Source organism: Bacillus sp. COPE52, from assembly GCF_003355115.1.
Classification (GTDB): Bacteria; Bacillota; Bacilli; order Bacillales; family Bacillaceae_G; genus Bacillus_A; species Bacillus_A toyonensis.
In genome coordinates this window covers 3,662,953-3,689,137 of record NZ_CP031292.1, presented here as the reverse complement: position 1 = coordinate 3,689,137, position 26,185 = coordinate 3,662,953, and the positions used below count along the sequence as shown (strand labels likewise).

Sequence of the window (26,185 nt, the reverse complement as noted above, 5' to 3'; positions counted from 1 at the left end):
AAATATATTATTTGTTACGTGCGATGTTTGTAATAAATTTATAACGATCCCCACGATAAATACATTTCACATACTCTAACGGTATCTCACCTTCTGAATATGACCATTGGCGCATTACAAGCACAGGCGCCTTTTTAGGAATATGCAGATGTTCAGCTTCATTATCCGTTGCAATGGAAGCTTCAATTGATTGAGTAGCGCTAACAAGCTTAAAGCCCAGTTTTTTCTCTAAATGTTCATATAAAGATTGTTGCAATATTTCTTCGTTAATATCTTTTACAAGAGCTGGCGACAAATATGTCGTCTCAAAAGCAATCGGTTCATCATCAGCTAAGCGAATACGCCTCACTTCATAAACCGACTCCCCCTCCTGTATTCTCAACCGGTCTGCTATTTTCGCAGTAGCTGGAACTAGGCGGAAACTAAGTAATTGACTACTTGGGTTCATCCCGCGAGAAATCATATCTTCTGTGAATCCCGTCATTCCTTGCAATTTTTGTTCCACTTTCGGAAGTTGGACAAACGTTCCAATTCCACGTTTCCGATATAAATAGCCTTGTTCCACTAAATTATTAATCGCCTGTCTGATTGTCATACGACTCACTTCGAACTTATCACAAAGTTCATTCTCAGATGGGATTTTGTCTCCCGGCTTCCATTCGCCGTCCTCAATTAGCTGTTTCACCCACTCTTGAATCTGATAATAGATCGGAAATGGTGAATACTTGTCGATGTTCATCAGCAATCGCCTCACTGCATAAAGATAGAGCTTCTTGATCAGCGATTACGGTTACATTCGGATGACGTTGTAAAACTGTAGCAGGACACGCTTCACTATATTCACCTTGCAATAACTCTTTAAGTGCTTCTGCCTTTTTAGGCCCCATAGCAACAAGTAGAATTTGTTTTGCTTTCATAATGCTTCCAATTCCCATTGTAATCGCATGAGTTGGCACATCTTCTTCTTTTTCGAAGAAACGAAGGTTTGCTTGGCGTGTAGATTCTGTTAATTCAACAATGTTAGTTGGAGAATTAAATGCTGTTCCTGGCTCGTTAAATCCGATGTGACCGTTTTCACCGATTCCAAGAATCTGTAGGTCAACTGGGTTAGCAGCTAGAATGCTCTCGTAACGTGTGCACTCTTCCTCTAAATCACTTGCCATCCCGTTTGGTACATAAGTTTGTTTAAATGGAAGATAATCAAACAACTGTTCTTGCATGAAATAGTGATAGCTGTTTTTATCTTCGTGTGGTAAATTTACGTACTCATCTAAGTTTACAGTGGTTGCATGACTTGTATCAAGTTTATTTTTTCGCATTTCTGCATAAATACCTAACGGAGAGCTTCCTGTAGCCATTCCTAATGTTGGATTTTCTTTTGATTTTACAACTTCTTCAATTAATTTATAACCTGCTTCTGCTAATTCTTCTGGAGTTTTTACAACAAGAATATTCATTTAATTACTTCCCTTCCTTCATATGAATTCCTAAACGAACGGTATCATATACATGTAAATTTTCAGTCATCACAACAAAGTCTGCATCTTTCCCTACCGCTAACGCACCTTTATTATTTAATCCAAACTCTTCTGCCTGGTTAACTGATGTCATACGTACTGCGTCTTCGATTGAACATCCTGTAAATTCAATTACATTTCGGAAAGCTTGATCCATTTTTAGAATACTACCAGCTAACGTTCCATCTTCTAATCGAGCACTACCATCTTTTACATGTACTGGCTGTCCGCCAAGTTCATATAATCCATCTTCAAGACCTTTTGCTCGCATTGCGTCAGTAATGACACTTACTTTTTTCGGTCCTTTTAATTTATATGCTAATTTCACCATATCAGGGTGAATATGAATGCCATCTGTAATTACTTCAACCATTACATCTGGATTTAATAACACATGACCAACAACTCCTGGTTCACGGTGATGTAATCCACGCATTTGATTGTACAAATGTGTTGCATGTGTAATGTTTCTATTTTTTAGTTGCGCATCAATTGCATCTGTATGCCCCATTGTGCCAACAACACCAGTTTCAGCAAGATACTGTTCAAACTCTAATGCCCCTTCTTCCTCTGGTGCATATGTTACTAACTTAATTAAATTACCGCTTGCTTCCTGCCATTGTTTAAACTGTTCAATATTCGCAGGAACGATATGTTCTAGTGGTTGTGCACCTGCACGTTTTTTTGAAACATACGGTCCTTCTAAATGAATATATTCGAAATGTGCTCCTTTTTCTTTCGCTTCCTTTGCAGCACTTAGTGCCGCTTCTATCGCTTCTGGAGCTTGTGTCATTGTTGTCGGGAAGTAAGTTGTAACCCCTTCTTTTAACATTTCTTTACCTAGAGTTACTAATCCATCGCTATTTGCATCCATCGCATCAATATCGTATCCACCATGAATATGAACATCAATCATACCTGGAATTACAATCTTCCCTGTAGCATCAATAACAGTTTCATCTTCTTGTGGTACATATTGAGCCATCAAACCAATTTCTTTAATTGTTTCTGCGTAACGAATAAATCCGTTTTCCACTACTTCTTGACCTGTGTAAATTTTGGCATTGATGACAATTTGCGTTTTCATTTTCATCGACCCTTTCCCATGAACTTTCCTACTTGTTCTTATTACCTTATTCGCCTAATTCCATCTTAATATACGCACGAGTAGTTGTCTATACATTCTAATAAAATTTCCATTTTGTTTAACGAAACATATATTATAATTACGTCTCTCGTAATTATAATATATGTTATTCATTTTTTCCAAAAAGGGACGGTCTCCATCTCTAATGTATGAATTACTTCAATAATGGCATGAATCCACTAGACCCTATCATAATATGTTCCCCATCTGTATTCACTTCTACAGTGCGTTTATTTGTTCCATATATCATTATACCGTGCCGTTTCAATCTCCTTACTACACTTTGGTGAGGATGGCCATACGGATTGCTACTCCCATACGAAAGAATAGCGAACTGTGGTTCTACTTTTTTTATAAACGTTTCACTTGTTGAAGTATATGAGCCATGATGCCCAACTTTTAATATATCTGCATGTACATCAAATTGCTTTAATATCTCATGTTCCGTCCGTACATCAGCATCGCCCATCAATAAAAAGTCAGCCTTTCCATATCGAACCTTTAAAACAATTGAGGATTCATTATTTTCATCTTTCGATTTCCCATTGTTTAATACCTGTATAGAAACATGTGGATCTAGCGGTATATATTGTCCTTCCTTTACTGAAACAAAAGGTATTCCCCTTTTCTTAATATTATTTCGATACGTATGATATGTAAAAGAGCTATATGTTTTTCCACTATCTAGTATAAGTGAGACCGGCATTTGCTCTACAATCGGAATTAGTCCACCAATATGATCCATATCAGGATGCGTACTGACAATAACATCTAAATGGTTTATCCCTTTTTCGATTAGTTTTTGAATAATAACCTCTCCTGCTTCATAAGGTCCTCCATCAATTAACATTGTTTGTCCATTTGGCAATACAATAAGTGTTGCATCACCTTGTCCAACTTTTAAAAAGTTCACTTGCATTTTACTAAGATGTTGCCGCTGCATATGTAAAGGAGACGTAGCATGAATAGACATCATATATCTTTTAGCTGAGGTACTATTTAAAGAAAAACATAATAAAACAGAAATTAACAACAAAATACTTCGTATACCCTTCATAACTCGTCTCCTTTTTTTCACTTAGTATGGCACGGGATATAATTGATATACAAAAAAAGCTTAGCAAAATGCTAAGCTTTTATTTTGATATTTCTTGTAAAGAACCGAAGAATAAATCTGCTTCATTCATTTGTTCACTCTCTTCAGAAAGTAGCGGTAAATCATCTAATGTTTTCAATCCAAATGTGTCCAAAAATTCTTTTGTCGTTCCATATAAAATAGGACGCCCTGGACCTTCTGCTCGGCCAGTTTCTTTTATAAGTAAGTGTGAAACTAACGTTTGTAGTGCCTTGTCCGTTTTTACCCCTCGAATCTCTTCCATTTCTGTCCTTGTAATCGGTTGACGATATGCAACGATCGCTAACGTTTCAAGAGCAGCTTGAGAGAGTGAGGCAGCTGTTGGGATATCTATTAATTTCTGATAGTACGAAGCATGTTCTTTCTTTGTAGCAAAGCGATATACTTTTGCATATTGTACAATTTGCAAACCGCGATGTGCACCTTCATATTCTTTTTGCATTTCTTCTAAAATATCTATTACTTCATTCACTTCAATTTCAAGAACTTTCGCTATTTGTTCTGGATAAATCCCTTCATCACCAGAAACAAACAAAAGCCCTTCAATGATTGATTTTTGTTCTTTTCTATCCATTGCCCGAGCTCCTTCCTCCTATTTTCTCATTAAAAATACACATCAAAAAACCGAATCACAATCAATGCGTTCGGTTCAATATTTCTTTTCTTGTTCCAAACGATTCATTAAAACGTAACATGAGATAAACTGTTTCTCTATCCCATTTCCCATACAAGCTCTATGCGGATTTATTAGAACTCGATACAAAAATTTCATCAAAATTATGTTCTTGTTCTATGCTAATTTGTTGTTTTTTCATAAGCTCAAGAACCGCTAAAAATGTTACAACCATTATTTCACGTTCTTCATCAGCAAACAAATCATAAAAACTTTGACGGCCACCTTTTATTTCTAACTGTTTTAGAATATCAGCCATTCGTTGTTCAATTGGTATTTCTTGACGAGTAACTCGTGCTGTTACAGGTTTCTTTGCTTTTTTACGGCGCATTAATTTTTGAAATGCCGCTAGCATATCATATAACGTAACATCAAGAGGTAAGCTTGTCTCCTCTTCTTGTTGCAACGATGCAAAATCAATTGGCGGACGTGTATATAGCTGTGCTCTTTCTTGTTCTCTTTCTTTTAACTCAGTAGCAACTTGCTTATATTTCTTATATTCAATTAACCTCTCCATCAATTCTTGACGAGGGTCATCTATAAAGTCATCACCATTATCAAGTACATCTTCTTCATGTTTCGGCAACAACATTTTACTTTTAATTTGCAATAACGTTGCAGCCATTACTAAATACTCACTTGCAACATCTAATTGTAGTTCTTTCATCGTATGGACATAAGACAAATATTGTTCTGTAATATCCGCTACAGGAATATTATATATATCAATTTCATAACGATGTATTAAATGTAACAATAGATCTAAAGGCCCTTCAAAAGCCTCTACTTTAAAATTATACTGCACAAAGCATCCCACCACATTTTTTCTATAACAACATAAGTATAGAGCATACTCATGTTCTATCCAACCTTTTTAAGAAATTTAATTAAAAATAGACCTATGCCTATGTCATCATGCCCACAGCTTCATATGATAACAGTGTAGTAAGAACAATGTAGGAGGTCAAAAAACTATGGGTCACGTTGATTGCGGTTTTAGCGGTGGGTTCGCATTACTTGTTGTACTGTTTATTTTACTAATTATTGTAGGGGCAGCTTGCTTCTGCTAACATGAACAATAAACGACTAGGGAAAATCCCCTAGTCGTTTATTGTTCATATTTCTATGATACACTTGTATTTATAACCGTTAGATAGGGGCGAAAAATATGTATCCTACCGAATACATACAATTTTTAATTCATTTTCACGGAGACTATGACTATTTTGAATGTCACGAAATATTGGAAGAGTATTGGAAAACCAAACCGAGAGGAAATCGTGATGATTACTTAGTCGGTCTCATTCAAGTGGCAGTTTCTTTATACCACCAAAGACGCACTAACTGGAATGGCGCCACAAAGATGATGAAAAGTGCAATCACAATTTTAGAAAAAAACAGTGCACTTTTACAACGTTTAGGAATCAATCAAGCGCAACTTCTACCCTTACTCAATGAAAGAGTGCAATCTATACAAAAAAAAGAAAGTTTTGTACCGTTATTTTTACCATTATCGGACACATCATTGGAAAAGAAATGTATGCAGTTATGTCAGAAACAAAACCTTCCGTGGAAAGATATGAACGCTACTCCTAGTGAATATATCCTACACAAGCACACATTACGTGATCGAACAGAAGTCATCACTGAACGCAAAGAACAATTACAAAAAAGAAAGCAGAGATAATAAACTACTTATCCCTGCTTTCATGAATGTATATTTTGTTCAAGCCCTTTACACTTTTCGCAAAAACTTGCTGTTTGCTCATTTCCGCAAATTGTAAACTCAAGAAATTTGCTCTTTAACTCTTGAACCATCATCGTCCCAATTCCCATATGACGATGAGACGGGTTCACACTCAAATGCTGAATTTCTAATACTTGATTCTCTTTTTTTACAATCCCCATTATTCCAACAAAATCTTCATTTTGCTTCCACAAATACAATTGCCAATCCTCTTTCGCTTCATACTCTTTCATTGTCAATTGTAATGTTTTCACATCTTTTTCAGTTGGCATAAACGAAAGAAGCCCCATTGCAATTTTTTCATAACTTTTTTTAAAACGAATTAACATAACCCTTATCCCTTCTTACAAAAGTTACAAACTATGAATCCCCTCAATCACTCTTTTCATATCACATTCATTTTACAATATTTTCAACAGAGTGAGAAGAGCCTAAAACAACTTGATAATCATACAAAGCGAAAAGAAGAAAGTCAAATATATGTTTCAGTACTATTTCTTTCTAAGTAGATTTTAAAAAAAGACAATGCTATATGATAGTTAAAAGTAACATCCGCTACTCATTACCGCTTCATTATTAGTCACCATAGAGCAACTTAATTCTAGCAAAATTAATATAATAAAAAATGTTTATTGAAACATATAATCTAGTGTATTCTATGTAATTTGTTAAAAGTTTGTTCTCATAAGTCATATATTTTAGCAACAATTACAATACAGTTTGTATCATGTACTGTAAAGAAAATACTCATTCCTATTTAAAAAATAAAAAAGAGAGCAAAAGCTCCCTTTTTCCATAACTTACTCTTCCCAAACTTTAACTTCTTTCATTACATCGCCTTGACGCATGTTTAATACTGTTTCAATACCGCTTGTCGCTTTACCAAATACAGTATGTACGCCATCTAAATGCGGTTGTGGCTCATGAACAACAAAGAATTGGCTACCACCTGTGTTACGGCCAGCATGTGCCATAGAAAGTGATCCTACAAGGTGTCTATGAGGATTTCCATCAGTCTCACATGGGATAGAGTAACCTGGGCCACCTGCACCTGTTCCTGTTGGGTCTCCACCTTGGCTTACGAAGCCAGGAATAACGCGGTGGAATGTCACACCATCATAAAATCCTTGCTCTGCTAATTTTTTAAAGTTTTCTACTGTTTTCGGTGCTTCTTCTGGGAAAAATTCCAATTCGATTTTTTCACCATTTTCCATTAATATGTATCCTAAAGTTTTCATATATATATGTCTCCTTTCAAGTATCTCAGCACTATATTACCACATTCATGACTAGAAACAAAAAAGAATCCGACAATCTACATACTTCTTTTTCGAAATGTGGACAAAGCTAGGTGACAAATAAGAAATATATACTATAATAACTGTGTTGCCCGAAAATTTTAGAAAGAGAAAGGGAGCGATTTTTCGTGAAAACGAAATTACTAGCTCTGCTATTAGCTGTAACGGTATTTATGATGCCAACAGCTTCATTTGCAGACATCATTGAGGGAGAATCAATTGTTACACTAGGAGAAAACTTATCTGAACAACAAAAACAAGATCTGTTAAAAGAAATGAAAGCACCGAAAGATGCTACAATTATTACTGTGTCTAATGCGGAAGAACATAAATTTCTAGAAGGAATTGTTCCAAAAGCACAAATTGGTACGCGAGCAATTTCCTCTTCTATGATTACATACACAAAGCCAGGATCTGGTCTCATTGTACGTTCAAAAAACATTAATTCAATAACAGATGCAATGTACACAAACGCACTTATTACAGCAGGTGTGAAAGATGCAGAGATTCAAATTACTGCACCATTTAAAGTTTCAGGAACTGCTGCTTTAACAGGTTTAATGAAGGCCTATGAAACAACATCGAACAAAGCAATTCCTGAGGAAGTAAAAAAAGTAGCCAATGAAGAAATGGTGCAAACGGCCCAGCTCGGCGATAAAATTGGTGAAGAAAAAGCAGTTCAACTTGTTGCAAAAATTAAAGAAGAGATTGCAAAAGAGCAGCCAAAAACAACGGAAGATTTACGTTCATTAATTAAAAAAATTGCTGATCAACTCGGCATTACATTAACGGATGAACAGTTGGATAACTTAGTAGCGTTATTTGATAAAATGAAAAATCTTAATATCGATTGGAATCAAGTTGGCAGTCAGTTAAATAAAGCAAAAGAACACGTTTCTGCCTTTTTAGGGTCTGAAGAAGGGCAAAGTTTCCTAGATAAAGTTAAAGATTTCTTCTCAAGTATCATTGATTTTGTTAAATCTTTATTCAAGTAAAAAGAAGCTCGTCAGTGACGAGCTTCTTTTTTATACAAGTAACGGTAATTTCATAACAGCTTCTTCAACCGAACGAACAACATGATTTGCTTTCTCCTTCACATATGGATGAGCATGATGAAGAGTAAATGAATGCGGGGTTACTTCAAACATTGAAATGTCATTAAAAGAATCTCCAATGCAGGCAACTTCATTTGCTTCAATTTTTAAATGTTCCATTAGTCGCCTTAAAGCACTCCCCTTACTTACACCCCTTGGCATAATATCAACATAACGTTTACCTGATATAAAAACTTCCGCTTCACTGTGAAACGTATTTCGTAACTCTTGATCTAATGCTACAATTTTCTCTTCTTCTCCAAATACAAATAATTTCGCTGGATGTACAGTCTTACCAAATTCTTCTTCTAACGCTTCTATTTCAGCAATATGTACCCCCATATACTCTTCAAAAGTATGATGATTTTCATTTTTTCTTTTTGTATATCGCTGCTCATTTGCACAAACAATATCTGCTAGTCCTTTGTTATGTATATATCGATATATTTCCTGGGCAACACTATCTTCAAAACTTGATTCATGAAATATTTTACCGTCCGGCAGTAACATTGTCGCCCCATTTAAACCTGTTGTGTAATACGGGAATGAAAACTTTTTTACGACTTCATCAATTCGGTGAGTAAAGCGGCCAGAGGCAAAACAAATATTTGTCCCTTTTTCAGCTAGCCAACAAAGTGCACGTTCATCTTCTTTTTGCATATCATTCACATTGTAAACGAGCGTGTCATCTAAATCACTTACAAATAATTTAATCATGTCCTCTTCCCCTTTCATACACAATATCTACTCTAAGTGTACACAAAAAATGTTTGGTTTTTGTTAAAAAAAAATAAATTTTCAATAAAAAAATAAACGGGAGCATAATCCCGTTTATTTTTGTCTTCTTACATTTTGAGGTCGCACAATACTAGGACGCACTTTTAAACTAGACATAGTTGGTCGGAGTAAAATTTTCGTTAACGCGCCCCAATCAAATGGTAGAAACGGCCATAAATACGGTGTTTGTAAACTTTTTATAGACGTTAAAAATAAAATCAATATCGTCATTCCAATTACAAACCCTATCTCATGGAAGAGACCTGTTAAAATAATTACAAACAATTTCCCAACCTTATTTCCTAGTCCTAATTCATAGCTCGGTGTTGCATATGCCCCAATCATCGAAACAGCTACATATAAAATAACTTCTGGTACAAACAACCCTACATCAATGGCAATTTGACCAATTAATATAGCAGAAATTAACCCCGCCGCAGACGATAACGACGTCGGAGTGTGAATGGCAGCCATTCTTAAAAACTCAAGTCCGACCTCTGCCATTAACACTTGTAATAAAATTGGTAAATGCGTCATCTTAGTCGGTCCAATAAAAGCAAGATTCGGTGGCAAAAGAGTTGGATCAAATACAAATACTAACCAAAATGGTAATAAAAATAACGAGAAAATAACACCTAAAAAACGTACCCAACGTAAAAATGTACCTACAGCTGGATTTTGTCTAAATTCTTCTGCATGCTGTAAATGGTGGAAATATGTTGTTGGAGTGATCATAGCACTTGGTGATGTATCAACAAGTACTAACACATGTCCTTCTAACAAATGGTTCGCTGCTACATCTGGCCTTTCTGTGTAGCGAATAAGCGGGAATGGATTATAACCTTGTTTGACTACAAATTCTTCCACCGTTTTATCCGCCATCGTAATCCCATCTACTTCAATATTATTTAATTCTTGTTTTATAATCTTCACTAAATCTGGATTTGCAACATCTTGTACATATGTAATACAAATATCGGTTTGTGATCTATCCCCTACTCGAACCATTTCATTTCGAAGACGTGGGTCGCGGATCCTTCTACGGATTAACGCTGTATTTACAACAATATTTTCAACAAAACCATCCCTTGCACCACGTACTACCTTTTCTGTATCTGGTTCTGTCGGTGTCCGCCCCGGATAACTACGAACATCAATTGCAAAAGCTTCCGTTTCACCTTCCACAAATATAACAATAAGCCCTGATAATACTTGGAGCATTACTTCATCCATCGTTTTTACTTTACTTACTTGTTGATGAATTAAACGATTCTCTAAAAGCTTTACTGTATCTTCTTCTACATCCCTTATTTCATTTGTATCCACCGCTTCTTCTAAAATAGGGATAATATAATTCGTATCACAAAGTCCATTTACAAATAACACACCAATTTCTTTGTTTAAAATTTGAAATTTACGAATACCAACATCATATGTGACACCCAATCCAACAGTTTGCTTTAAGTAATTTTCATTATCACTTAAAAAAGACGAAATCGGGATATTCACTTTTTTAGGCTTCGTCATAAAACCCACTCCTTTCCAAAATTAATTGAATTGCTTTTCTAGTAATAGGTGATCCTCGCTCCCATTCATCATTTCCACACATCTTGCCAATATCACCGACCCCCACAATGACTGGAACATTCAAATCATCTAAACAATAAATCGTATCCCCACTAATCCTGCCAATTTCACCATCTGGAAGTCCAAATTTATCAACACCGTATTCTGTTAAATTCCCATTCCGATCTACGCTTACATCTACACGCGCCCATTCCCAATGATGTGTATTAGATGCTACCGCTAAAATACCAAGTACATCAATTTGTTTATGTGTGGCTACATATTTTAAAGCCTTTTCACCAGATCCTTCTCCAATAAATCCACTGTCATCAAACATGACAAATACAGGGTCATATGGCGTTTGCATAATAAGCTCAACAACTTTCTTCCCTGTCAATTTGGTTGGATTACTTTGCGATGCTGAAATACACCTGCCCCCAAATTCCTTTGTTAACAGCTCAATTGTCCGCTTTGCATATTCATCTCCATCTGTTACCAAAACAACCCTTCGTCTCATTTGATTTATCCTTTCGGTTTACATATAAGTGCTACAAAAAATGAAAATAATATAGCTGCGGAAATGCCCGCAGACGTTAAACTAAACATGCCGATACCAATTCCTAAATACCCATGTTTTTCCGCCGCATGCATTGCTCCGTGTAATAGTGAATGTCCAAAACTTGTAATAGGGACTGTTGCTCCAGCACCTGCAAATTTTATAAGCTTATCATACAATCCGAATCCGTCTAAAATGGCTCCGACAACTACAAAACTTGCCATTAAATGGGCCGGTGTTAACTTTGCAAAATCTAACAATACTTGTCCAATTACACAAATCGCTCCTCCTACAAGAAATGCATATACAAAATCCACAATTCACTCTCCTTTAACTCTTTCAAACACAACACCATGCGCAATTGTTGGAATCGTTTCCTTTTGTTGCATCATCATTGGGCTCAATAAAGCCCCCGTTGCAACGACAAAAATGCGTTGTAAATTCCCTTTTTGCATTTCACGTAATAAGTGGCCGTATGTGACAACAGCGGAACAAGCACAACCACTGCCACCTGCAAACACTTCTTCTTGATTTGAATCATAAATCATTAATCCACAATCATTGTATATATGCCCAAGGTCATAACCTTCCTCAAGTAAAAGTTGTTTTGCAATTGGTGTCCCAACAGCCGATAAATCACCAGTAACAATCAAATCATAATCAGCTGCGCTTCTTCCTAAATCTTCAAAATGCTGTTGGATTGTATGAGCAGCAGCTGGTGCCATTGCCGATCCCATATCTAAAGGGTTCATAATTCCTAAATCTTGCACTTTTCCAATCGTAGCTGCCGTAATTTTAATTGCACTTTTTTCTTTGCTAATTAATATGGACCCTGCACCTGTAACAGTTGAATTTGCGGTTTCTGGCTTTTGTCCCCCATACTCTGTTGGATAACGAAATTGCCTTTCAGCCGTTGCATTATGACTACTCACCGTAGCTAAGACACGATTCGCAAATCCACCGTCTATAAATGCTGATCCAACTGCTAAAGTTTCCATTGACGTCGCACAAGCGCTAAACATTCCTAAAAAAGGAATCCCCCACTGACGCGCAACATAATTCGCTGTCACTGTTTGATTTAATAAATCGCCCGCTAAAAAGAAATCAATTTGTGATGTTTTTATATTCCCTTTTTGCACTGCTTGTTGCATTGAGTCTGACATTAATTTTCGTTCAGCAAGTTCCCAGTTTTCCTCTCCACAATGCAAGTCATTATATGAAATATCAAAATATTTTCCAAGAGGGCCTTCAGCTTCTTTCGGACCGACAGCAGTACCCGTTGCATTTACGTAAATATCATTTTGAAATACCCACGTTTGTTTTCCTGTCAACCTCATACTCGCCCCTCCTTTAAGACATAAAAATTTTAAAAGTATATCTTATTAATCCGATAATATATGCTCCAACAACGCCAAACACGATAACACTTCCTGCAAGCTTAAACATGTTTGTAGCAATCCCTAGAACAATCCCCTCACTCTTATGTTCTAGCGCAGCGCTCGCCATAGAATTTGCAAATCCTGTAACTGGTACTGCCGATCCTGCTCCAGCAAATTGACCGATTTTATCATATACACCACATCCTGTTAAAATCGCCGACAATAAAACAAGAGTTGCAACTGTCGGATTTCCTGCCTCTTGTTCACTAAAGTGAAAATAATGTATATAAAATTTCATCAATATTTCTCCGACTGTACAAATGAGCCCACCTACAAGAAATGCCTTCACACAATTTAGTAAATAGTTTGGCTTTGGATGGTACTCCTTCACTTTATTTATGTAATCATCTTTCAGTTTTCGGTTTGTCATTTATATATTGCCTCCTACTTTACGAAATAAATCCAGTGAAACAATGAGCCTATTACTTTGCCAAGTACAAGAGCAACGAGTAAAACAACAATTTTCCCCTCTACCCCGACTCGTTTCGCTAAAATAGGTAAAACATTTAATACTTCCGTTAATGCCGCAGCAAGCATTCCAATGAATGTACCACAAAATAAACCTAATATTACAAGCCAATATTGCGATGTTTGAAATGTAATGTTTTTCAAACTACACCAAGCCCCAGTTAAAGTTCCCGCAATGACAGCCCACTCAAAATATTGAATATGCTTTCCACTTCTCGTTAATTGAGCTAAACGAGGGATTATACCAAGTACAGCCAAAAAGGCAACATATCCGCTACCTACTGCAATCCCGCCAGCTAAACCAATTAATATAACAAACCCACATTCAATCATCGGCAAGCTGTTTCGTGTTATCCTTGTTTTCATTAACAATTACATATTGATCAAGCGACTGTTGATATTGAAACATCTCAACTTCTAACGGACTCGGCTCTTCATTAATTCGCTTTTGAAATACATGATTAAAAAATAAAACCATACCTAATCCAAGACCTACTGAATAGGGAACTTGAAATAATAGTGGTTGCTCCTTAAACTCTCCAGTAATCATGTAATATAACCGCTGGTGTACTTGTTGCATACTTACATCCTCATGGAAATAAATGATCGCAAGGGCCGCCCCAATGAACAACAACAACCATACAAGCCCAAAGAAAATTGGGGGCACTTTCTTTTTTTCATATATAATTTCAACAAGAGTTTGTCCAGAACCTAGTAAATTAATTTGTACATGAGATGCTTTTTGTTGAATAATTTCAATTACTTTCATAACATCAATTACAACATGCGTCTTATCATGTGCTGTTACGTTGTAAACTATTTCATTTTGTAAAGACTCAACTACAAAAGAATCTCCTGCAAGTTGAGCGACATCACTCAGCTTTATTTCATACGCAGGAGAAATTTTTAAACGATTGCGCATTTTAATATAAATCGTTCCTTCCAATTTTCATTCACCCCTTCACTCTTCCTCGTAGTTGTAGTATGGTTATTGAATTTTTTTCTAATACAATTTTTTCATAAAAAAACATCTGTACCGTTTCAGTACAGATGTTTTTAGCTTATGCCTTTTTCTTAAATAAATTTGCGATACTTAATGCAAGTCCTCCCCAAATGACTACGATACCAATAACCATCATCATAATCGCTGATCCACTCATCATGAAACACCTCGATCTTTCCATTCTTTTTCAAGCTGGGCAGAATCTGAATGTATTTGTGCATTCCATTTTTTCAAACCAATGACTAGTGCGACTAGAAGGAATGCTGCCGCTATCGACCAACCATATGTTACAACAAATTCCGTCGGATAATCTCCGTAGTTCTTTTTAATATTTTGGATTACACCATCAATTAACATATACCCTAACATGAGTGGAGTAATAACGAGTAAACTAACTCTCCAAAACGTTCCTAATTTTATATCAGATACAAAGTTAGCATGATTTTGGTAAATAGGTAGACGGCGCAAGATAAGACCTATCGTAACCACTTCAGCTAGTGCAATTGTAATTAATCCAAAATTATTAGCGAAATAATCAACAACATCTAGAAACATAAGCCCACCACGTGTTGCAAAAACAAGAGAAACTAACACGAGAAGTGTTCCCATAATTCCAATCGTCTTTTGACGACTCAAACTAAATTTTTCAGATACAGCCGCAAAGCATACTTCCGCAAGTGAAATGAGTGATGTAATTCCAGCAACAGTTAACGATAAGAAAAATAATACTCCAAATAACGGTGACATCGGTAATTCATTAATAATTTGTGGGAATACTACAAACGCAAGCCCTACGCCAGCACTCGCAACTTTATCAACTGGTACCCCCATGTTATTTGCCATAAATCCAAGAGCAGCAAAAACTCCAATTCCGGCTAATAATTCAAATCCTGAATTTGCAAACCCTGTAATAAAAGCATTATTTGTTGTATCTGAGTTTTTCGGTAAATAACTAGAATACGTAATCATAATTCCGAATGCTAGAGATAAACTAAAGAAAATTTGTCCATAAGCAGCAATCCATACTTTCCCATCAAAAATACGACTCCAGTCTGGTTTAAAGAATGCATCTAACCCTTGCATCGCACCTTCCATCGTCACTGCACGAACAACGATAATTAAAAACATAACAACTAATAAAGGAATAAAAATGCGGTTAACAACTTCGATTCCTTTTTTAACGCCTTTGAATGCAACGCCAAGCACAATAATCCAAACGAGAGCTAACGGAATTAATACTTCTGGCACAAGCCCCCCAAATTGCCCTGGTTTATCTGCAACATGTAAATATTCTTTAAATAAAAATGATTGCGTGTCTTTCCCCCACGCTCCAGTAATTGCAAAATACGTATACGAAATAGACCAAGCGATAATTACTGCATAATATGTTGAAACGATAAACGTTACACACATTTGCCACCATCCAATAAATTCAGCACGTGGATGAATACGGAAGAATGTAAGTGGTGCAGAACCACGATGACGATGCCCAAGAGCGAATTCGAATGCTAGCAATGAAATACCAGTCGTTAATAATGCAAATAAGTACGGTAAAAAGAATGCACCTCCTCCATTTTCATACGCTGTATAAGGAAAACGCCATATGTTTCCTAATCCAACGGCTGAGCCGACCGCTGCGAAAATAAATCCAGCCCTCGTTCCCCATTGTTGCCTCGTTTCCATGTTTCCTTCCCCCTTTATGACAAGTTCATACTTGGATTATATTTTAAATTAACTAAATTATCAATAAATTCTGTTAATTTTTGCGAAAATTAACAACTCCCTCCTATTAAAGTCATAAAAAAATCGAATAGACAGTTATTCATCTATTCGATCTTTCATCTGTTTTAATATTTTCTTTTCAAGTCTTGAAACTTGTACTTGCGAAATACCTATGCGCTCTGCTACTTCTGATTGGGTTTGATCTTTATAATAGCGCAAATATACAATAAGACGTTCTCGTTCATCTAATTCTCTAATTGCTTCTTTTAAAGCTATTTTATCAAACCATTTCGTTTCAGATTGATCTGCAATTTGATCTAAAATAGTAATAGGGTCTCCATCATTTTCATACACGGTTTCATGTATCGATGAAGGAGGACGACTCGCTTCTTGCGCCAGAACAACTTCTTCAGGCGTTAGTTCTAGCGCCTCTGCTACTTCATTAATCGTTGGAGCCCTTCCGAATTCTTTCGAAAGCTCGTCTCTCATCTTTCGAATTTTGTTGCCTGTTTCTTTTAAAGATCTACTTACTTTCACTGATCCATCGTCACGTAAAAATCGTTGAATTTCTCCAATAATCATTGGAACTGCATATGTTGAAAATTTCACGTCGAAAGATAAATCAAATTTATCTACCGATTTTAAGAGCCCAATACATCCAATTTGAAATAGATCGTCTGGTTCGTATCCTCGATTCAAAAAACGCTGTACAACCGACCATACTAGACGCATATTACTTTGAACAATCGTATCTCTTGCTTGTTGATCTCCACCTTGACTTTTTTGAATTAACGCTTTTAGCTCGTGGTCCTTTAACTGAGGTTTCTTCTTCTCATTTTTGACCTCTATGTCCATAGGCTATTCTCCTTAATTGCATAGAGCGTTACTATTTGATAAGTATTTTGTCAAATGGATTGTTGTCCCGAAAGATTCGTTTGAAATAACTTCTACTTCATCCATAAAATTTTCCATGATAGTAAATCCCATTCCGGAACGCTCTAATTCAGGTTTAGTTGTAAAAAGGGGTTGCCTTGCCTCATCTAAATTAAAGATGCCAATCCCTTCATCTCGAATCGTGAGTTTCACCATTGCCTCTTCCAAAATTACAGAAATATAAACAGTACCTTCTGCATTTCCTTCGTATCCATGAATAATTGCATTTGTAACCGCTTCTGACACAACAGTTTTAATCTCCGTTAGCTCATCCATCGTTGGATCTAGTTGCGCAATGAATGCTGCCACTGTAACGCGAGCGAATGATTCATTTTGACTTAATGCTGAAAATTGAAGGTTCATTTCATTTCTCATTTATGCCACCCCCAACGTCGCGAGCGCGTGCGCTTCACTTTCTTCTAAGCGAACAATTTTAAATAAGCCCGACATTTCAAATAAACGCTTAACAGGCGGTGAAATTGCACAAACAACCATTTCTCCACCTAATCCCTTTACATGCTTATATCGGCCTAATATCACACCTAAACCAGAACTATCCATAAATGATAAGTTCTCTAGGCTCAAAACAATGTGATGAACACCATGTGTCTCAATCATATCTGTCACTTTCGTTCGCAACTCTTCAGCAGTATGATGATCTAATTCACCCGCTAGTCTCACACATAGGACGTCACGTTTTACTTCTAATTGCATGGAAAGACTCACACGATTTCCTCCTTATGCTCAAACTTTACTCATTTACATACATAAAGATTTTCGTGATACAACATAAGAATCCTTCCTACTGACAAAAGAAGAACTATTTCGCCATAAAGTGAAACCATTCAACAATTATTTACTTACATACGAATAGAAAAGCGGCAAAATGTTTGCCGCTATTTTGATGTTGAAAACATCCCAAAACTTCTTTTAAATAACTCCCACCAGCTTGCTGCAGCAACATCTTCTTTTGCTACGATTGTTTGTTTTAATAAAACCTCTTTATCTTTTTTAATAACAAGCGTGCCAAGTGCATCACCTTTTTTAATCGGTGCTTTCACTTTCTTTTCAGCAATTACTTCTTGCTTTACTTTGTCCATATTTTCGCCCTTCTTCATAAGAAGAGACACATTATCTGATGCAACTAAATCTACTTTTTCTTTTTTACCTTTTCCTACTTGTACAGTCTTAATTTTTTCACCGCGCGTATACATTTTCTTCGTCATATATTGACCAAATGCATAATCAAGAAGCTTCGTCACTTGATTGTTCCGTTCTTTAGATGTAGGTGCTCCCATAACAACTGAAATAACACGCATGCCATTTTTTTCAGCCGATGCTGTTAAGCAATATTTTGCTTCTGTTGTAAAGCCCGTTTTTACACCATCTACTCCAGGATAAAAACGCACTAACTTATTCGTATTGACGAGCCAAAACTTCTTATCCGTATCTTCTCGTAAATAATCTTCGTATTTACCTGTGTATTTGCGAATAAGTGGATACTTCATCAATTCTCTCGCCATTATAGCCATATCATTTGCTGTAGAATAATGATCTTTAGCCGGGAGACCTGTCGGGTTTTGAAAATGTGTATTTTTCAACCCTAAATCTTTCGCTTTTTTGTTCATCATATTTACAAATCCTTCTTCTGAACCAGCGATATGCTCTGCTACTGCAACAGATGCATCATTTCCAGATGCAATGGCAATACCTTTTAGCATTTCATTTACGGTCATCTCTTCCCCAGGTTCTAAAAAGATTTGTGATCCACCCATTGAAGCTGCATGTTCACTTGCTCTAACTTTATCGTTTAGTTTTAGTTTTCCTTTTTCAACTTGTTCCATAATTAATAGCATTGTCATAATCTTTGTCATACTAGCAGGTGGTAACTTTTCATTCGGATTTTTATCAAATAAAACTTTACCTGTATCTTGCTCAATTACGATTGCTGACGATGCTTGCTCCGCTAACTTCGGCGCGGTTTCTTCTGTTTTCTCCTGCTTCGTTTTCTCAGATTGTGCAAAACTAACTGAAGTACCAGAAAGCAATAACATGAAACAAACAAGTATTCCAAAAACTCGCTTCATGACTAACCCTCCATTCTATATCAGACCTATTTTTTCCAATTTATTATTTTTTAATACCATATTTTTCTATTTTTTTCAGTTGACAAACACATTCATACCCTATATTGTATTAAGCGTATTACTCATAGTAGTACACTTAATATATATGAGGAAGGAGACATTGCTCTTGCATATTCAACTTGATCCAAGAAGCAACACTCCGATATGGGAACAAATTGTTCAAAATATAAAAGAACTCGTATTAAAAAACATGTTAGCTCCAAGTGATAAACTTCCTTCTGTACGCGAGCTCGCTTCATTACTTGTTATAAATCCAAATACAGTGAGTAAAGCGTATCAAGAATTAGAGCGACAAGGGATTATTGAAACGTTACGAGGAAAAGGAACATTTGTATCTCAATCGATTACCCCAACATTAGACGAAAGGAAAATCGCTATGGTTGAAAAGCAATTTCATCAATTATTACTAGAAGCCTCTTATCTTGGGATTACGAAAGATAAAATTCATGATTGGATAGATTCATACTATAAAGAGATTGGAGGAAATATAGATGCTGAAAGTGACAAGTTTGAAGAAAACAATTGATAATCAAACGATTTTAGACGATGTTTCTTTCACATTACAAAAAGGTAGTATCGTCGGATTACTCGGAAGAAACGGTGCGGGGAAAACAACTTTATTACGAACGATGATCGGCATTTTAGACCCAGATGAAGGCACGGTTACATATGAAGATACAGATATCCATATGCATCCTGAAATGAAACAAAAGGTCGTATATGTCCCAGATTCTACTAACATACTGAACGGATATACAGTAAAAGAAATCGTGAAATTTTATAAAGCAGTTTATACAGCATTTGATGAATCATATTTCTACGAACTGCTTGAACTTTTTAACTTACCAAACAAGCGGATTCGTAGTTACTCAAAAGGAATGAAAGCGCTGCTTGCGATCATTTTAGCCGTTGCTACAAAAGCAGAGTATATCATTTTAGATGAACCGACAAATGGGCTCGATCCTATCGTTAAAAGACAGATTTTGCAGTTTCTCGTTGGAGAAGTTGCAGAAAAAGAGATTACCATTTTCATCTCAACTCATCATTTAGATGAAGTGGAACAAATTGCAGATACAATCATTATGTTAAAAGGCCATACCGTGGCATCTATTACTTCACTTGATGATGCAAAATCACGATTTGCAAAAATACAAGTAGCCTATGAACGGTCATTACCTCAAAAACTAGAAAACTTAAGCAATATTAAAATATTAAATCAAACAGGAAAAGTATATACGATTTTAATCGAAGGAAATGTTGCTACAACGCTTGAAAAGTTTTATAAAGAGCAACCAATACTTATTGAAGAGTTAACAATGTCACTTGAAGATGTCTTCGTTACGATACTTGAGGAGGATGGGTATGTTTCATAAGGCACTATGGATGTGGAATTGGAAACGCGGGAAATATGCTGTATTACTCTTTTTCTTGAGTACACTTTATCTTTTATCTTTCGGATACTATAAAGCAGCTCAGCAGCAACTTGCTAATTATTATGAACTCTCAGAAAAGGGGACTTTCTATTACTATTATGCTTTTTTGTCAAATACAGGTAATAGTTTTTGGCTAACTATTCTTATTATTTGTTTAGCTTGTCTATTAATAGGTTGGGAACGTAGCAACCAATCTATTACCCTACTTATGGAAATGCCATTTACAAGAAAAGATATTTTCTTCTCTAAATGGGCTTTCGGTTCACTATGGATTATAGGGTCTCTCCTTGTAAACTGGATCCTTATGTACATTATTTATAGAACAACCATTCATTTTGAGTATCAAACATTCAGTCCATTTCATCGATACTTTCTTTATGCAATTGTTTCTTATGTTGCAGTCTATACAGCTGCATTATGTATCGGTACTTTTACTGGGAGCATTGTTTCACAAATCGCTTTTTGTATTCCATGGCTACTAATGGGACTTACATTTACTCCATTATTGTACAATTTTACAATAAACCATTTACAGGCTACAGATACTACAAATACCAACTTGTATCACCAGCTTGATGAAATCAATCGAAAAACAAATATAGTTGCACCAATATATAATTTCGCGATCTATTACCAATATAATCCTGAATCGCGCAAAAAAGAAAATGACCCAACTACTTTAAGAGATCCAGCATCTTATACGTATTATTCGGCTAAATCAGTGTTAGTCCCTATTTTGTATACAATATTTTACTTACTACTTGGCTCATTTTTATATACACGATCGCCTAATGAAAACACTCAAAAGATATTTATTTTCCAAAAACATTTACGAATATGGATATGGGGAACAACCATTTACTTTGCATTACTAGGTGGCTATAAAATAAATCAATTTAGTTTCTTATTTAACTACTATATCGGTTTGTTTCTCGCTGGAATCATTACTTATATTGTATTATCACGCCTAACAAATTATAAAGTTTTTTAAAGGAGAGATCCTATGTTTCAAAAAGCACTATGGCTAAGAACGTATCAACAAAGTAAATATGTTTTATGGCTCTTTTGGTTCGTTAGCTTATACAATTTGTCATACAAATACTATTTGGCATCGATTGAACAACAATACCTTCTAAAGATGCAAAAAGAAGGGGAATATGTATATCATTACAATTTTGGTTTATTACTTATGGACCCTGTCATCTTTCAAGGTGGTGCACTTATCATTCTAGCCTGTACGTTAATAGGTTGGGAAAGGCAAAATAACTCCATCGATTTTCTTTGGTCTATGCCTTTTAAACGTTCACACCTTTTTATGACAAAATGGTTGTTTGGTATTTGTAACATTGTAGCAGCTGTTAGTATAAACTGGGGACTATTTGCTATTATGAAAAAGTTAACTTTTCATAATAAATATCAAGTATTTTCCCCATTCCATTCTTATTTTATATACATGTTAATTGTATTAATTGCTATTTATACACTTGCCTTATGTATAGGGACAATAACTGGGAATCTTATCTCGCAAGGACTTCTCACTGCAGCTATATTCATATTCCCATTATTACTTCCAACACTTATCTCAGGAGTCATCGCTGTCCACTCAAATATTGACTTTCATGAGAACAATGGCAATATGCATCGGGTTATGGAAAACATGCGGATTTCTGGTCCGGCAGAAAATTTTACTATTCGCTTTGATTACGATCCACAAAGTTCTTATATTGATGATAATGGAGTGCGTCATAACGAACCCAACTTTACAAAAATCCCTTCAGCAAAATTATTGATTGCACCTATTATATATATCATTATTTTGTTACCACTCAGTTTATATTTATATGTTCGTTCAGTCAACGAGCGAAATGGAAGTTTCTTACTATATCCGAAGTTTCAAAAAATAGTTATGAGCCTTGCTATTTTCTTTATAGGAATAGTTGGTGGTTTAGTCTTGGGGAGAGACAAATCATTACTGAATTTTTACATTGGATTTTTCGTGACGAGCATAATTACCTACTTCCTTCTACCTAAAATATTAAAATGGAAAGTCTCTTGGAATTTCAAATAAAATAACCTCCTCTTCTTGAGGAGGTTATTTCACATTCTCTCTTCTTTTCCCATACTCTTTTTCTTGCTTCGTTCCAAATCCGTCACCATTTGCTACGATTTGATCTGTTGGAGCAACTATACTTTCAGCAATTCTCCATTCTCCCCCTTGTTGAATAAACACTTGCATAAAATAATTCATTCCATTTAACTGATACGGATTTTCTTTTTTCACTTCATAACGAGCTGCAACATAATACACTTGAACATTTTCAGCCTCAAACTTAGCAATATATTGTGATAATCTCGGGATGTACTGTGATGCTTTCTGAAGTGGAAGTTGTTTTACTTTTACAAGAGAAGACTTTGTCACATTGCTTATCGTATCTTCATGCCGCATGTTATCACTATGATGAAATAAAATGGCATTCTGCATAGAACGAATCCATAGTTTTGAATATAAAACAGGTTGCTTATTTGAAATATGTTGTAATTCTTTTTGAACGACATGAATTGGCGTTGCGGCATCCACGAACTTATTAAAGCAGAACATACTTCCAATCATAATGAAAAGCGTAAAAATACGTTTCATAATTTTTCACTCCGATTCTTTTTAATTAAAGTATTGGAGTTTCAAAATATTTTTATTCAAAAGAAAAAGGATAGGAAAGCTTTCGCTTCCTATCCTCATTTATTATAATACGCGGCCAAATAATTCTAATACCATTTCTATTTCTTGGTCGCTCCAACCTTTAAATCTCTCTTTATAGTATTCCTTACGCACAGCTTCAAGTTTTTCAGTTACTTCTCTTCCGTGTTCTGTAATTTCTAAGTACACGATACGACGGTCTGAATTTGAACGCTTTCTTTCTACAAACCCTTTTCGTACGAGACGATCTGTAACAGCTGTAATATGACTGGAGGTTACGTTTACTTCACTCGCAATTTGCGAAGCCATCTGTGGACTGTTTAAAAATAACGCACGTAATACAGAAAATTCATTATATGGCATATGTTCTGCAAAGCGTGTATTAATATCATTTTGTAATAAACGTATCATCTTTCGAAATGATGCGGATAAATCTAAAATCAGTGTTTCTCTTTTTTCGTTCACTAGCCTCGTCCCTTTTTTATCATATTTACACATATTATAATCTATAAATACCTATGTTGTATATGCTTTCTTTCCTCAACATTCTCATTTATGTAACTTTTTTCATATAAATTTCTTTTTTGTTCACACATATACATATAAAAAGGATGGTGATGGAAAATGCAGGGTGGAATGAATCCTTATTTACACAACGTACGCACAGCTAATACTGGTAAAGAAGCGACTATTACTGTACAAGGTGAAGGTGTTGTCAAAGCGAAACCAAATGTTGTTCTATTAACACTTGGCATTCGAACTGATAGTAAAAATGTGAAACAAGCGCAAGAAGAAAATGCAGTACAATCAAAACAATTGCTGGATGCACTTAAACAGCTTGGTATTGCTGATAAAGATATAGAAACGATTTCTTATACGATCACTCCTCAATACGAGTATGTAAATGATAAAGCGTTACTACAAGGATATCGTGTGGAACATTTGTATGAAATTACCGTTTTAAATGTACAAAAAGCAGGGGAAGTATATGATATAGCCGTTTCAAATGGAGCAAATTTAGCAAAAGGTTTACGTTTTCGAATATCTCATCCAAATAAATATTATGAGCAAGCTCTTATTCAGGCTCTGCATCAAGCGGTAGAAAAAGCTCGTGCTATTGCGAGTACATACAATTTAAATATTAATCCTGTCCCCCTCTCACTCGTTGAAGAATCTGCTCAATTACCACGGGAGATTGCTTCCTATGCTACTTTGCATGCGCAAACAGCTCCACCTATTCAATCGGGAGAATTAGAAATCATTTCAACTATACGGGCTATTTTTACGTATTTATAAATAATTTCGTTTATAAGTAAACGTTATCATTTTCGTTGTTGTAAAAACATGATGTTCTGATATAATAAAGGACGGTGAGCTCTTACAAAAGAGATATCACGGGTGGGAGAGGGATATGAAAAAGAAGGTTTAACATGAAAGGAATACTTGAAAGAACATTTAAATTAGGCTTACACGAAACATCACCAAAACAAGAAGTTTTAGCTGGAGTTACGTCATTTTTCACAATCGTATATATTATGATTGTAAATGCGTCAATCTTATCAGATGCCGGCATTCCACTTGAAGCTGGAATTTTAGCAACTGTTTTCAGTTCATTTGTCGGATGTCTGCTCATGGCATTTTGGGCAAATGCACCTGCTATTCTTGTCCCAGGTATGGGTGTAAATGCATTCTTCACGTACACAGCTGTGCATACGCTCGGTTTAACTTGGCAAGAAGCATTAGCAGCTGTCTTTATCTCTGGTATTATTTTTGCAATTGCTGCGTTTACACCAATTGCTCGCGTGCTTTCAGTATCGATTCCAAAGTCATTAAAAGAAGCTATTACTGTCGGTATCGGATTGTTTTTAGCATTTATCGGATTGCAAAAAGGTGGTTTAGTCGTTTCGAATCCAAATACTGCTGTTGCAATGGGGAAATTAAGTAATCCTGTCGTTCTTGCGACATTGCTTACTCTTATCGTTGCACTTGTATTATTTATTCGTAACGTACGTGGAAACTTTTTATGGACGATTGCAATAGGAACTGGTATTGCATGGCTATTTGGTCTTGTTGATACGAGTCAAATGGGAAATAGTTCATTCTCATTCGCTAATTACGGCGATGTGTTTGGAGCTATGTCATTTGGGAAACTTTCTTCCTTACCGTTTTGGATTGCAACATTCTCCTTAAGCATGGTGCTTATTTTTGAGAACATGGGACTTCTGCACGGTTTATTAGAAGATGACCGCAAATTCCCACGTGCTTACCAAGCCAATGCGATTTCAGCAATGACATGTGGTCTATTTGGCACAAGTCCTACCGTTTCAACAGTAGAGAGTGCCGCAGGTATTACTGCAGGCGGAAAGACAGGTCTGACGTCTATCGTTACTGGGATGTTATTCTTTGCATCACTGTTCGCTCTTCCGTTTGTCAAATTAATTCCTGATAGTGCCATTGCACCAATCTTAATTATTATTGGCGGTCTGATGATTACAAGCATTCAACAAATTCCTCTGAACGACTTTTCAGAAGGATTTCCAGCGTTTTTAATTATCGTTATGATCCCGCTCACATATAGTATCGCTGATGGCATTGCGTTCGGATTTATTGCTTACCCTATCTTAAAAGTTGCACTTGGAAAGCGTAAAGAAGTCGCACCATCTATGTATATCGTTACATGCTTATTCTTAGCCATGTTTGTATTACATGCTATTGGTTAAATAAAAAAACACCGAGGTGAATACCTCGGTGTTTTTTACAGAGTGTTGGGAAACCCTTTAGGGTTCCCAACATTCTGCAATCCTTTTTAATTTTAGTAAATGAAAACAATATAAA

At 35.8% G+C, this 26,185-nt stretch carries 33 protein-coding genes; 9 read left to right on the top strand and 24 right to left on the bottom strand.

What is annotated here, in order from left to right; all coding sequences use genetic code 11:
• Positions 1-7: 7 nt before the first annotated feature.
• From phnF to scpA, 6 genes are all read right to left on the bottom strand, one after another.
• Positions 8-739, bottom strand: a complete 732-nt coding sequence (phnF, locus tag DPQ31_RS18525) for a phosphonate metabolism transcriptional regulator PhnF (protein ID WP_073990542.1) — start codon at positions 737-739, stop codon at positions 8-10.
• Complete coding sequence (gene nagB / locus DPQ31_RS18520) at positions 669-1,457, bottom strand: glucosamine-6-phosphate deaminase (RefSeq protein ID WP_001024199.1); 789 nt, start codon at positions 1,455-1,457, stop codon at positions 669-671. The genes phnF and nagB overlap by 71 nt, the downstream gene beginning before the upstream one ends.
• A gap of 4 nt (positions 1,458-1,461) precedes the next feature.
• A complete protein-coding gene (nagA, locus tag DPQ31_RS18515; protein WP_000856952.1) occupies positions 1,462-2,604 on the bottom strand; it encodes an N-acetylglucosamine-6-phosphate deacetylase in 1,143 nt (380 codons plus the stop codon).
• Positions 2,605-2,818: 214 nt separating this feature from the next.
• On the bottom strand, positions 2,819-3,721 hold the full coding sequence (locus tag DPQ31_RS18510) for a ComEC/Rec2 family competence protein (protein WP_000676376.1): 903 nt from the start codon (positions 3,719-3,721) through the stop codon (positions 2,819-2,821).
• A gap of 79 nt (positions 3,722-3,800) precedes the next feature.
• On the bottom strand, positions 3,801-4,373 hold the full coding sequence (scpB, locus tag DPQ31_RS18505) for a segregation/condensation protein ScpB (protein ID WP_000375175.1): 573 nt from the start codon (positions 4,371-4,373) through the stop codon (positions 3,801-3,803).
• A 160-nt stretch (positions 4,374-4,533) separates the two neighbouring features.
• Positions 4,534-5,277: a segregation/condensation protein A gene (scpA, locus tag DPQ31_RS18500; protein ID WP_016109056.1), complete on the bottom strand. Its 744-nt coding sequence runs from the start codon at positions 5,275-5,277 to the stop codon at positions 4,534-4,536.
• A gap of 169 nt (positions 5,278-5,446) precedes the next feature.
• Between scpA and DPQ31_RS18495 the strand changes: the two genes are divergently transcribed.
• On the top strand, positions 5,447-5,542 hold the full coding sequence (locus DPQ31_RS18495) for a YjcZ family sporulation protein (RefSeq protein WP_000510194.1): 96 nt from the start codon (positions 5,447-5,449) through the stop codon (positions 5,540-5,542).
• A gap of 98 nt (positions 5,543-5,640) precedes the next feature.
• The gene (locus DPQ31_RS18490) at positions 5,641-6,159 is read left to right on the top strand and encodes a DUF309 domain-containing protein (protein ID WP_000283583.1); all 519 of its coding nucleotides are present in this window, start codon (positions 5,641-5,643) and stop codon (positions 6,157-6,159) included.
• A 20-nt stretch (positions 6,160-6,179) separates the two neighbouring features.
• On the opposite strand, the gene ribT is transcribed toward DPQ31_RS18490, so the two are convergent.
• Both ribT and DPQ31_RS18480 read right to left on the bottom strand, forming a co-directional pair.
• A complete protein-coding gene (gene ribT, locus DPQ31_RS18485; protein WP_000908405.1) occupies positions 6,180-6,548 on the bottom strand; it encodes a GNAT family N-acetyltransferase RibT in 369 nt (122 codons plus the stop codon).
• Between the two features lie 471 nt (positions 6,549-7,019).
• Complete coding sequence (locus DPQ31_RS18480) at positions 7,020-7,457, bottom strand: peptidylprolyl isomerase (protein ID WP_000853789.1); 438 nt, start codon at positions 7,455-7,457, stop codon at positions 7,020-7,022.
• 188 nt (positions 7,458-7,645) lie between these two features.
• Between DPQ31_RS18480 and DPQ31_RS18475 the strand changes: the two genes are divergently transcribed.
• On the top strand, positions 7,646-8,512 hold the full coding sequence (locus DPQ31_RS18475; RefSeq protein WP_000850510.1) for a DUF1002 domain-containing protein: 867 nt from the start codon (positions 7,646-7,648) through the stop codon (positions 8,510-8,512).
• A gap of 30 nt (positions 8,513-8,542) precedes the next feature.
• Here the strand turns inward: DPQ31_RS18475 and DPQ31_RS18470 are convergent, their stop codons facing one another.
• The 14 genes from DPQ31_RS18470 to dacF all read right to left on the bottom strand — a co-directional run bounded on the left by DPQ31_RS18470 (position 8,543) and on the right by dacF (position 19,162).
• On the bottom strand, positions 8,543-9,346 hold the full coding sequence (locus tag DPQ31_RS18470) for a Cof-type HAD-IIB family hydrolase (RefSeq protein ID WP_002059967.1): 804 nt from the start codon (positions 9,344-9,346) through the stop codon (positions 8,543-8,545).
• Positions 9,347-9,442: 96 nt separating this feature from the next.
• On the bottom strand, positions 9,443-10,915 hold the full coding sequence (spoVAF, locus tag DPQ31_RS18465) for a spore germination protein SpoVAF (RefSeq protein ID WP_000165603.1): 1,473 nt from the start codon (positions 10,913-10,915) through the stop codon (positions 9,443-9,445).
• Positions 10,902-11,471, bottom strand: a complete 570-nt coding sequence (locus DPQ31_RS18460) for a stage V sporulation protein SpoVABEA (protein WP_001254416.1) — start codon at positions 11,469-11,471, stop codon at positions 10,902-10,904. The genes spoVAF and DPQ31_RS18460 overlap by 14 nt, the downstream gene beginning before the upstream one ends.
• Before the next feature lie 5 nt (positions 11,472-11,476).
• A complete protein-coding gene (spoVAE, locus tag DPQ31_RS18455) occupies positions 11,477-11,827 on the bottom strand; it encodes a stage V sporulation protein AE (RefSeq protein ID WP_000348322.1) in 351 nt (116 codons plus the stop codon).
• A gap of 3 nt (positions 11,828-11,830) precedes the next feature.
• Positions 11,831-12,847 (bottom strand): stage V sporulation protein AD, encoded by a 1,017-nt coding sequence (spoVAD, locus tag DPQ31_RS18450; RefSeq protein WP_001241169.1) that lies wholly within the window; start codon positions 12,845-12,847, stop codon positions 11,831-11,833.
• 13 nt (positions 12,848-12,860) lie between these two features.
• Positions 12,861-13,319: a stage V sporulation protein AC gene (gene spoVAC / locus DPQ31_RS18445; RefSeq protein WP_000184907.1), complete on the bottom strand. Its 459-nt coding sequence runs from the start codon at positions 13,317-13,319 to the stop codon at positions 12,861-12,863.
• 14 nt (positions 13,320-13,333) lie between these two features.
• Positions 13,334-13,750: a stage V sporulation protein SpoVAB gene (spoVAB, locus tag DPQ31_RS18440; protein WP_000568664.1), complete on the bottom strand. Its 417-nt coding sequence runs from the start codon at positions 13,748-13,750 to the stop codon at positions 13,334-13,336.
• Positions 13,743-14,363, bottom strand: coding sequence for a stage V sporulation protein AA (locus DPQ31_RS18435; protein WP_000399262.1), 621 nt, complete (start codon positions 14,361-14,363; stop codon positions 13,743-13,745). Before DPQ31_RS18435 ends, spoVAB begins: the two co-directional genes overlap by 8 nt.
• A gap of 115 nt (positions 14,364-14,478) precedes the next feature.
• Positions 14,479-14,580: a methionine/alanine import family NSS transporter small subunit gene (locus DPQ31_RS18430; RefSeq protein WP_002093318.1), complete on the bottom strand. Its 102-nt coding sequence runs from the start codon at positions 14,578-14,580 to the stop codon at positions 14,479-14,481.
• Positions 14,577-16,103 (bottom strand): sodium-dependent transporter, encoded by a 1,527-nt coding sequence (locus DPQ31_RS18425; RefSeq protein ID WP_208730848.1) that lies wholly within the window; start codon positions 16,101-16,103, stop codon positions 14,577-14,579. The genes DPQ31_RS18430 and DPQ31_RS18425 overlap by 4 nt, the downstream gene beginning before the upstream one ends.
• 135 nt (positions 16,104-16,238) lie before the next feature.
• A complete protein-coding gene (gene sigF, locus DPQ31_RS18420; protein ID WP_000350732.1) occupies positions 16,239-16,997 on the bottom strand; it encodes an RNA polymerase sporulation sigma factor SigF in 759 nt (252 codons plus the stop codon).
• A gap of 12 nt (positions 16,998-17,009) precedes the next feature.
• Positions 17,010-17,450: an anti-sigma F factor gene (gene spoIIAB, locus DPQ31_RS18415; protein ID WP_001243394.1), complete on the bottom strand. Its 441-nt coding sequence runs from the start codon at positions 17,448-17,450 to the stop codon at positions 17,010-17,012.
• Complete coding sequence (spoIIAA, locus tag DPQ31_RS18410) at positions 17,451-17,801, bottom strand: anti-sigma F factor antagonist (RefSeq protein WP_000059133.1); 351 nt, start codon at positions 17,799-17,801, stop codon at positions 17,451-17,453. It abuts the gene before it with no gap.
• Between the two features lie 170 nt (positions 17,802-17,971).
• The gene (dacF, locus tag DPQ31_RS18405) at positions 17,972-19,162 is read right to left on the bottom strand and encodes a serine-type D-Ala-D-Ala carboxypeptidase DacF (RefSeq protein WP_000831987.1); all 1,191 of its coding nucleotides are present in this window, start codon (positions 19,160-19,162) and stop codon (positions 17,972-17,974) included.
• Positions 19,163-19,328: 166 nt separating this feature from the next.
• On the opposite strand from dacF, the gene DPQ31_RS18400 reads away from it, so the two are divergent.
• From DPQ31_RS18400 to DPQ31_RS18385, 4 genes are read left to right on the top strand one after another with little or no spacing between them, the layout of a single operon-like run.
• Positions 19,329-19,748, top strand: coding sequence for a GntR family transcriptional regulator (locus DPQ31_RS18400; protein WP_097958026.1), 420 nt, complete (start codon positions 19,329-19,331; stop codon positions 19,746-19,748).
• Positions 19,714-20,595: an ABC transporter ATP-binding protein gene (locus DPQ31_RS18395; protein ID WP_208730846.1), complete on the top strand. Its 882-nt coding sequence runs from the start codon at positions 19,714-19,716 to the stop codon at positions 20,593-20,595. The genes DPQ31_RS18400 and DPQ31_RS18395 overlap by 35 nt, the downstream gene beginning before the upstream one ends.
• Positions 20,585-21,646 carry an ABC transporter permease gene (locus tag DPQ31_RS18390; protein WP_000468554.1) on the top strand — a complete coding sequence of 354 codons (1,062 nt, stop codon included), beginning with the start codon at positions 20,585-20,587 and terminating at the stop codon, positions 21,644-21,646. The genes DPQ31_RS18395 and DPQ31_RS18390 overlap by 11 nt, the downstream gene beginning before the upstream one ends.
• A 12-nt stretch (positions 21,647-21,658) precedes the next feature.
• Positions 21,659-22,723, top strand: a complete 1,065-nt coding sequence (locus DPQ31_RS18385; protein WP_097958021.1) for an ABC transporter permease subunit — start codon at positions 21,659-21,661, stop codon at positions 22,721-22,723.
• A gap of 24 nt (positions 22,724-22,747) precedes the next feature.
• Here DPQ31_RS18385 and DPQ31_RS18380 read toward each other — a convergent pair whose 3' ends face one another.
• Positions 22,748-23,293 carry a hypothetical protein gene (locus tag DPQ31_RS18380; protein WP_000821091.1) on the bottom strand — a complete coding sequence of 182 codons (546 nt, stop codon included), beginning with the start codon at positions 23,291-23,293 and terminating at the stop codon, positions 22,748-22,750.
• Between the two features lie 102 nt (positions 23,294-23,395).
• Positions 23,396-23,815, bottom strand: a complete 420-nt coding sequence (locus DPQ31_RS18375; RefSeq protein ID WP_001003306.1) for a MarR family winged helix-turn-helix transcriptional regulator — start codon at positions 23,813-23,815, stop codon at positions 23,396-23,398.
• 159 nt (positions 23,816-23,974) lie between these two features.
• Here DPQ31_RS18375 and DPQ31_RS18370 point away from each other — a divergent pair, with 159 nt between their 5' ends.
• Positions 23,975-24,646, top strand: coding sequence for an SIMPL domain-containing protein (locus tag DPQ31_RS18370; RefSeq protein ID WP_001161463.1), 672 nt, complete (start codon positions 23,975-23,977; stop codon positions 24,644-24,646).
• A 134-nt stretch (positions 24,647-24,780) separates the two neighbouring features.
• Positions 24,781-26,070, top strand: coding sequence for an NCS2 family permease (locus tag DPQ31_RS18365; RefSeq protein WP_000676245.1), 1,290 nt, complete (start codon positions 24,781-24,783; stop codon positions 26,068-26,070).
• The last annotated feature ends 115 nt before the right edge of the window (positions 26,071-26,185 follow it).

What these genes read in the sequence shown, in the direction of transcription:
- phnF (WP_073990542.1), bottom strand. Translation starts at nt 739, where the DNA reads ATGAACATCGACAAGTATTCACCATTTCCGATCTATTATCAGATTCAA.
- nagB (WP_001024199.1), bottom strand. Translation starts at nt 1,457, where the DNA reads ATGAATATTCTTGTTGTAAAAACTCCAGAAGAATTAGCAGAAGCAGGT.
- nagA (WP_000856952.1), bottom strand. Translation starts at nt 2,604, where the DNA reads ATGAAAACGCAAATTGTCATCAATGCCAAAATTTACACAGGTCAAGAA.
- DPQ31_RS18510 (WP_000676376.1), bottom strand. Translation starts at nt 3,721, where the DNA reads ATGAAGGGTATACGAAGTATTTTGTTGTTAATTTCTGTTTTATTATGT.
- scpB (WP_000375175.1), bottom strand. Translation starts at nt 4,373, where the DNA reads ATGGATAGAAAAGAACAAAAATCAATCATTGAAGGGCTTTTGTTTGTT.
- DPQ31_RS18495 (WP_000510194.1), top strand. Translation starts at nt 5,447, where the DNA reads ATGGGTCACGTTGATTGCGGTTTTAGCGGTGGGTTCGCATTACTTGTT.
- DPQ31_RS18490 (WP_000283583.1), top strand. Translation starts at nt 5,641, where the DNA reads ATGTATCCTACCGAATACATACAATTTTTAATTCATTTTCACGGAGAC.
- ribT (WP_000908405.1), bottom strand. Translation starts at nt 6,548, where the DNA reads ATGTTAATTCGTTTTAAAAAAAGTTATGAAAAAATTGCAATGGGGCTT.
- DPQ31_RS18480 (WP_000853789.1), bottom strand. Translation starts at nt 7,457, where the DNA reads ATGAAAACTTTAGGATACATATTAATGGAAAATGGTGAAAAAATCGAA.
- DPQ31_RS18470 (WP_002059967.1), bottom strand. Translation starts at nt 9,346, where the DNA reads ATGAAAGGGGAAGAGGACATGATTAAATTATTTGTAAGTGATTTAGAT.
- spoVAF (WP_000165603.1), bottom strand. Translation starts at nt 10,915, where the DNA reads ATGACGAAGCCTAAAAAAGTGAATATCCCGATTTCGTCTTTTTTAAGT.
- DPQ31_RS18460 (WP_001254416.1), bottom strand. Translation starts at nt 11,471, where the DNA reads ATGAGACGAAGGGTTGTTTTGGTAACAGATGGAGATGAATATGCAAAG.
- spoVAD (WP_001241169.1), bottom strand. Translation starts at nt 12,847, where the DNA reads ATGAGGTTGACAGGAAAACAAACGTGGGTATTTCAAAATGATATTTAC.
- spoVAC (WP_000184907.1), bottom strand. Translation starts at nt 13,319, where the DNA reads ATGACAAACCGAAAACTGAAAGATGATTACATAAATAAAGTGAAGGAG.
- spoVAB (WP_000568664.1), bottom strand. Translation starts at nt 13,750, where the DNA reads ATGATTGAATGTGGGTTTGTTATATTAATTGGTTTAGCTGGCGGGATT.
- DPQ31_RS18430 (WP_002093318.1), bottom strand. Translation starts at nt 14,580, where the DNA reads ATGATGAGTGGATCAGCGATTATGATGATGGTTATTGGTATCGTAGTC.
- DPQ31_RS18425 (WP_208730848.1), bottom strand. Translation starts at nt 16,103, where the DNA reads ATGGAAACGAGGCAACAATGGGGAACGAGGGCTGGATTTATTTTCGCA.
- sigF (WP_000350732.1), bottom strand. Translation starts at nt 16,997, where the DNA reads ATGGACATAGAGGTCAAAAATGAGAAGAAGAAACCTCAGTTAAAGGAC.
- spoIIAB (WP_001243394.1), bottom strand. Translation starts at nt 17,450, where the DNA reads ATGAGAAATGAAATGAACCTTCAATTTTCAGCATTAAGTCAAAATGAA.
- dacF (WP_000831987.1), bottom strand. Translation starts at nt 19,162, where the DNA reads ATGAAGCGAGTTTTTGGAATACTTGTTTGTTTCATGTTATTGCTTTCT.
- DPQ31_RS18395 (WP_208730846.1), top strand. Translation starts at nt 19,714, where the DNA reads ATGCTGAAAGTGACAAGTTTGAAGAAAACAATTGATAATCAAACGATT.
- DPQ31_RS18390 (WP_000468554.1), top strand. Translation starts at nt 20,585, where the DNA reads ATGTTTCATAAGGCACTATGGATGTGGAATTGGAAACGCGGGAAATAT.
- DPQ31_RS18385 (WP_097958021.1), top strand. Translation starts at nt 21,659, where the DNA reads ATGTTTCAAAAAGCACTATGGCTAAGAACGTATCAACAAAGTAAATAT.
- DPQ31_RS18380 (WP_000821091.1), bottom strand. Translation starts at nt 23,293, where the DNA reads ATGAAACGTATTTTTACGCTTTTCATTATGATTGGAAGTATGTTCTGC.
- DPQ31_RS18370 (WP_001161463.1), top strand. Translation starts at nt 23,975, where the DNA reads ATGCAGGGTGGAATGAATCCTTATTTACACAACGTACGCACAGCTAAT.
- DPQ31_RS18365 (WP_000676245.1), top strand. Translation starts at nt 24,781, where the DNA reads ATGAAAGGAATACTTGAAAGAACATTTAAATTAGGCTTACACGAAACA.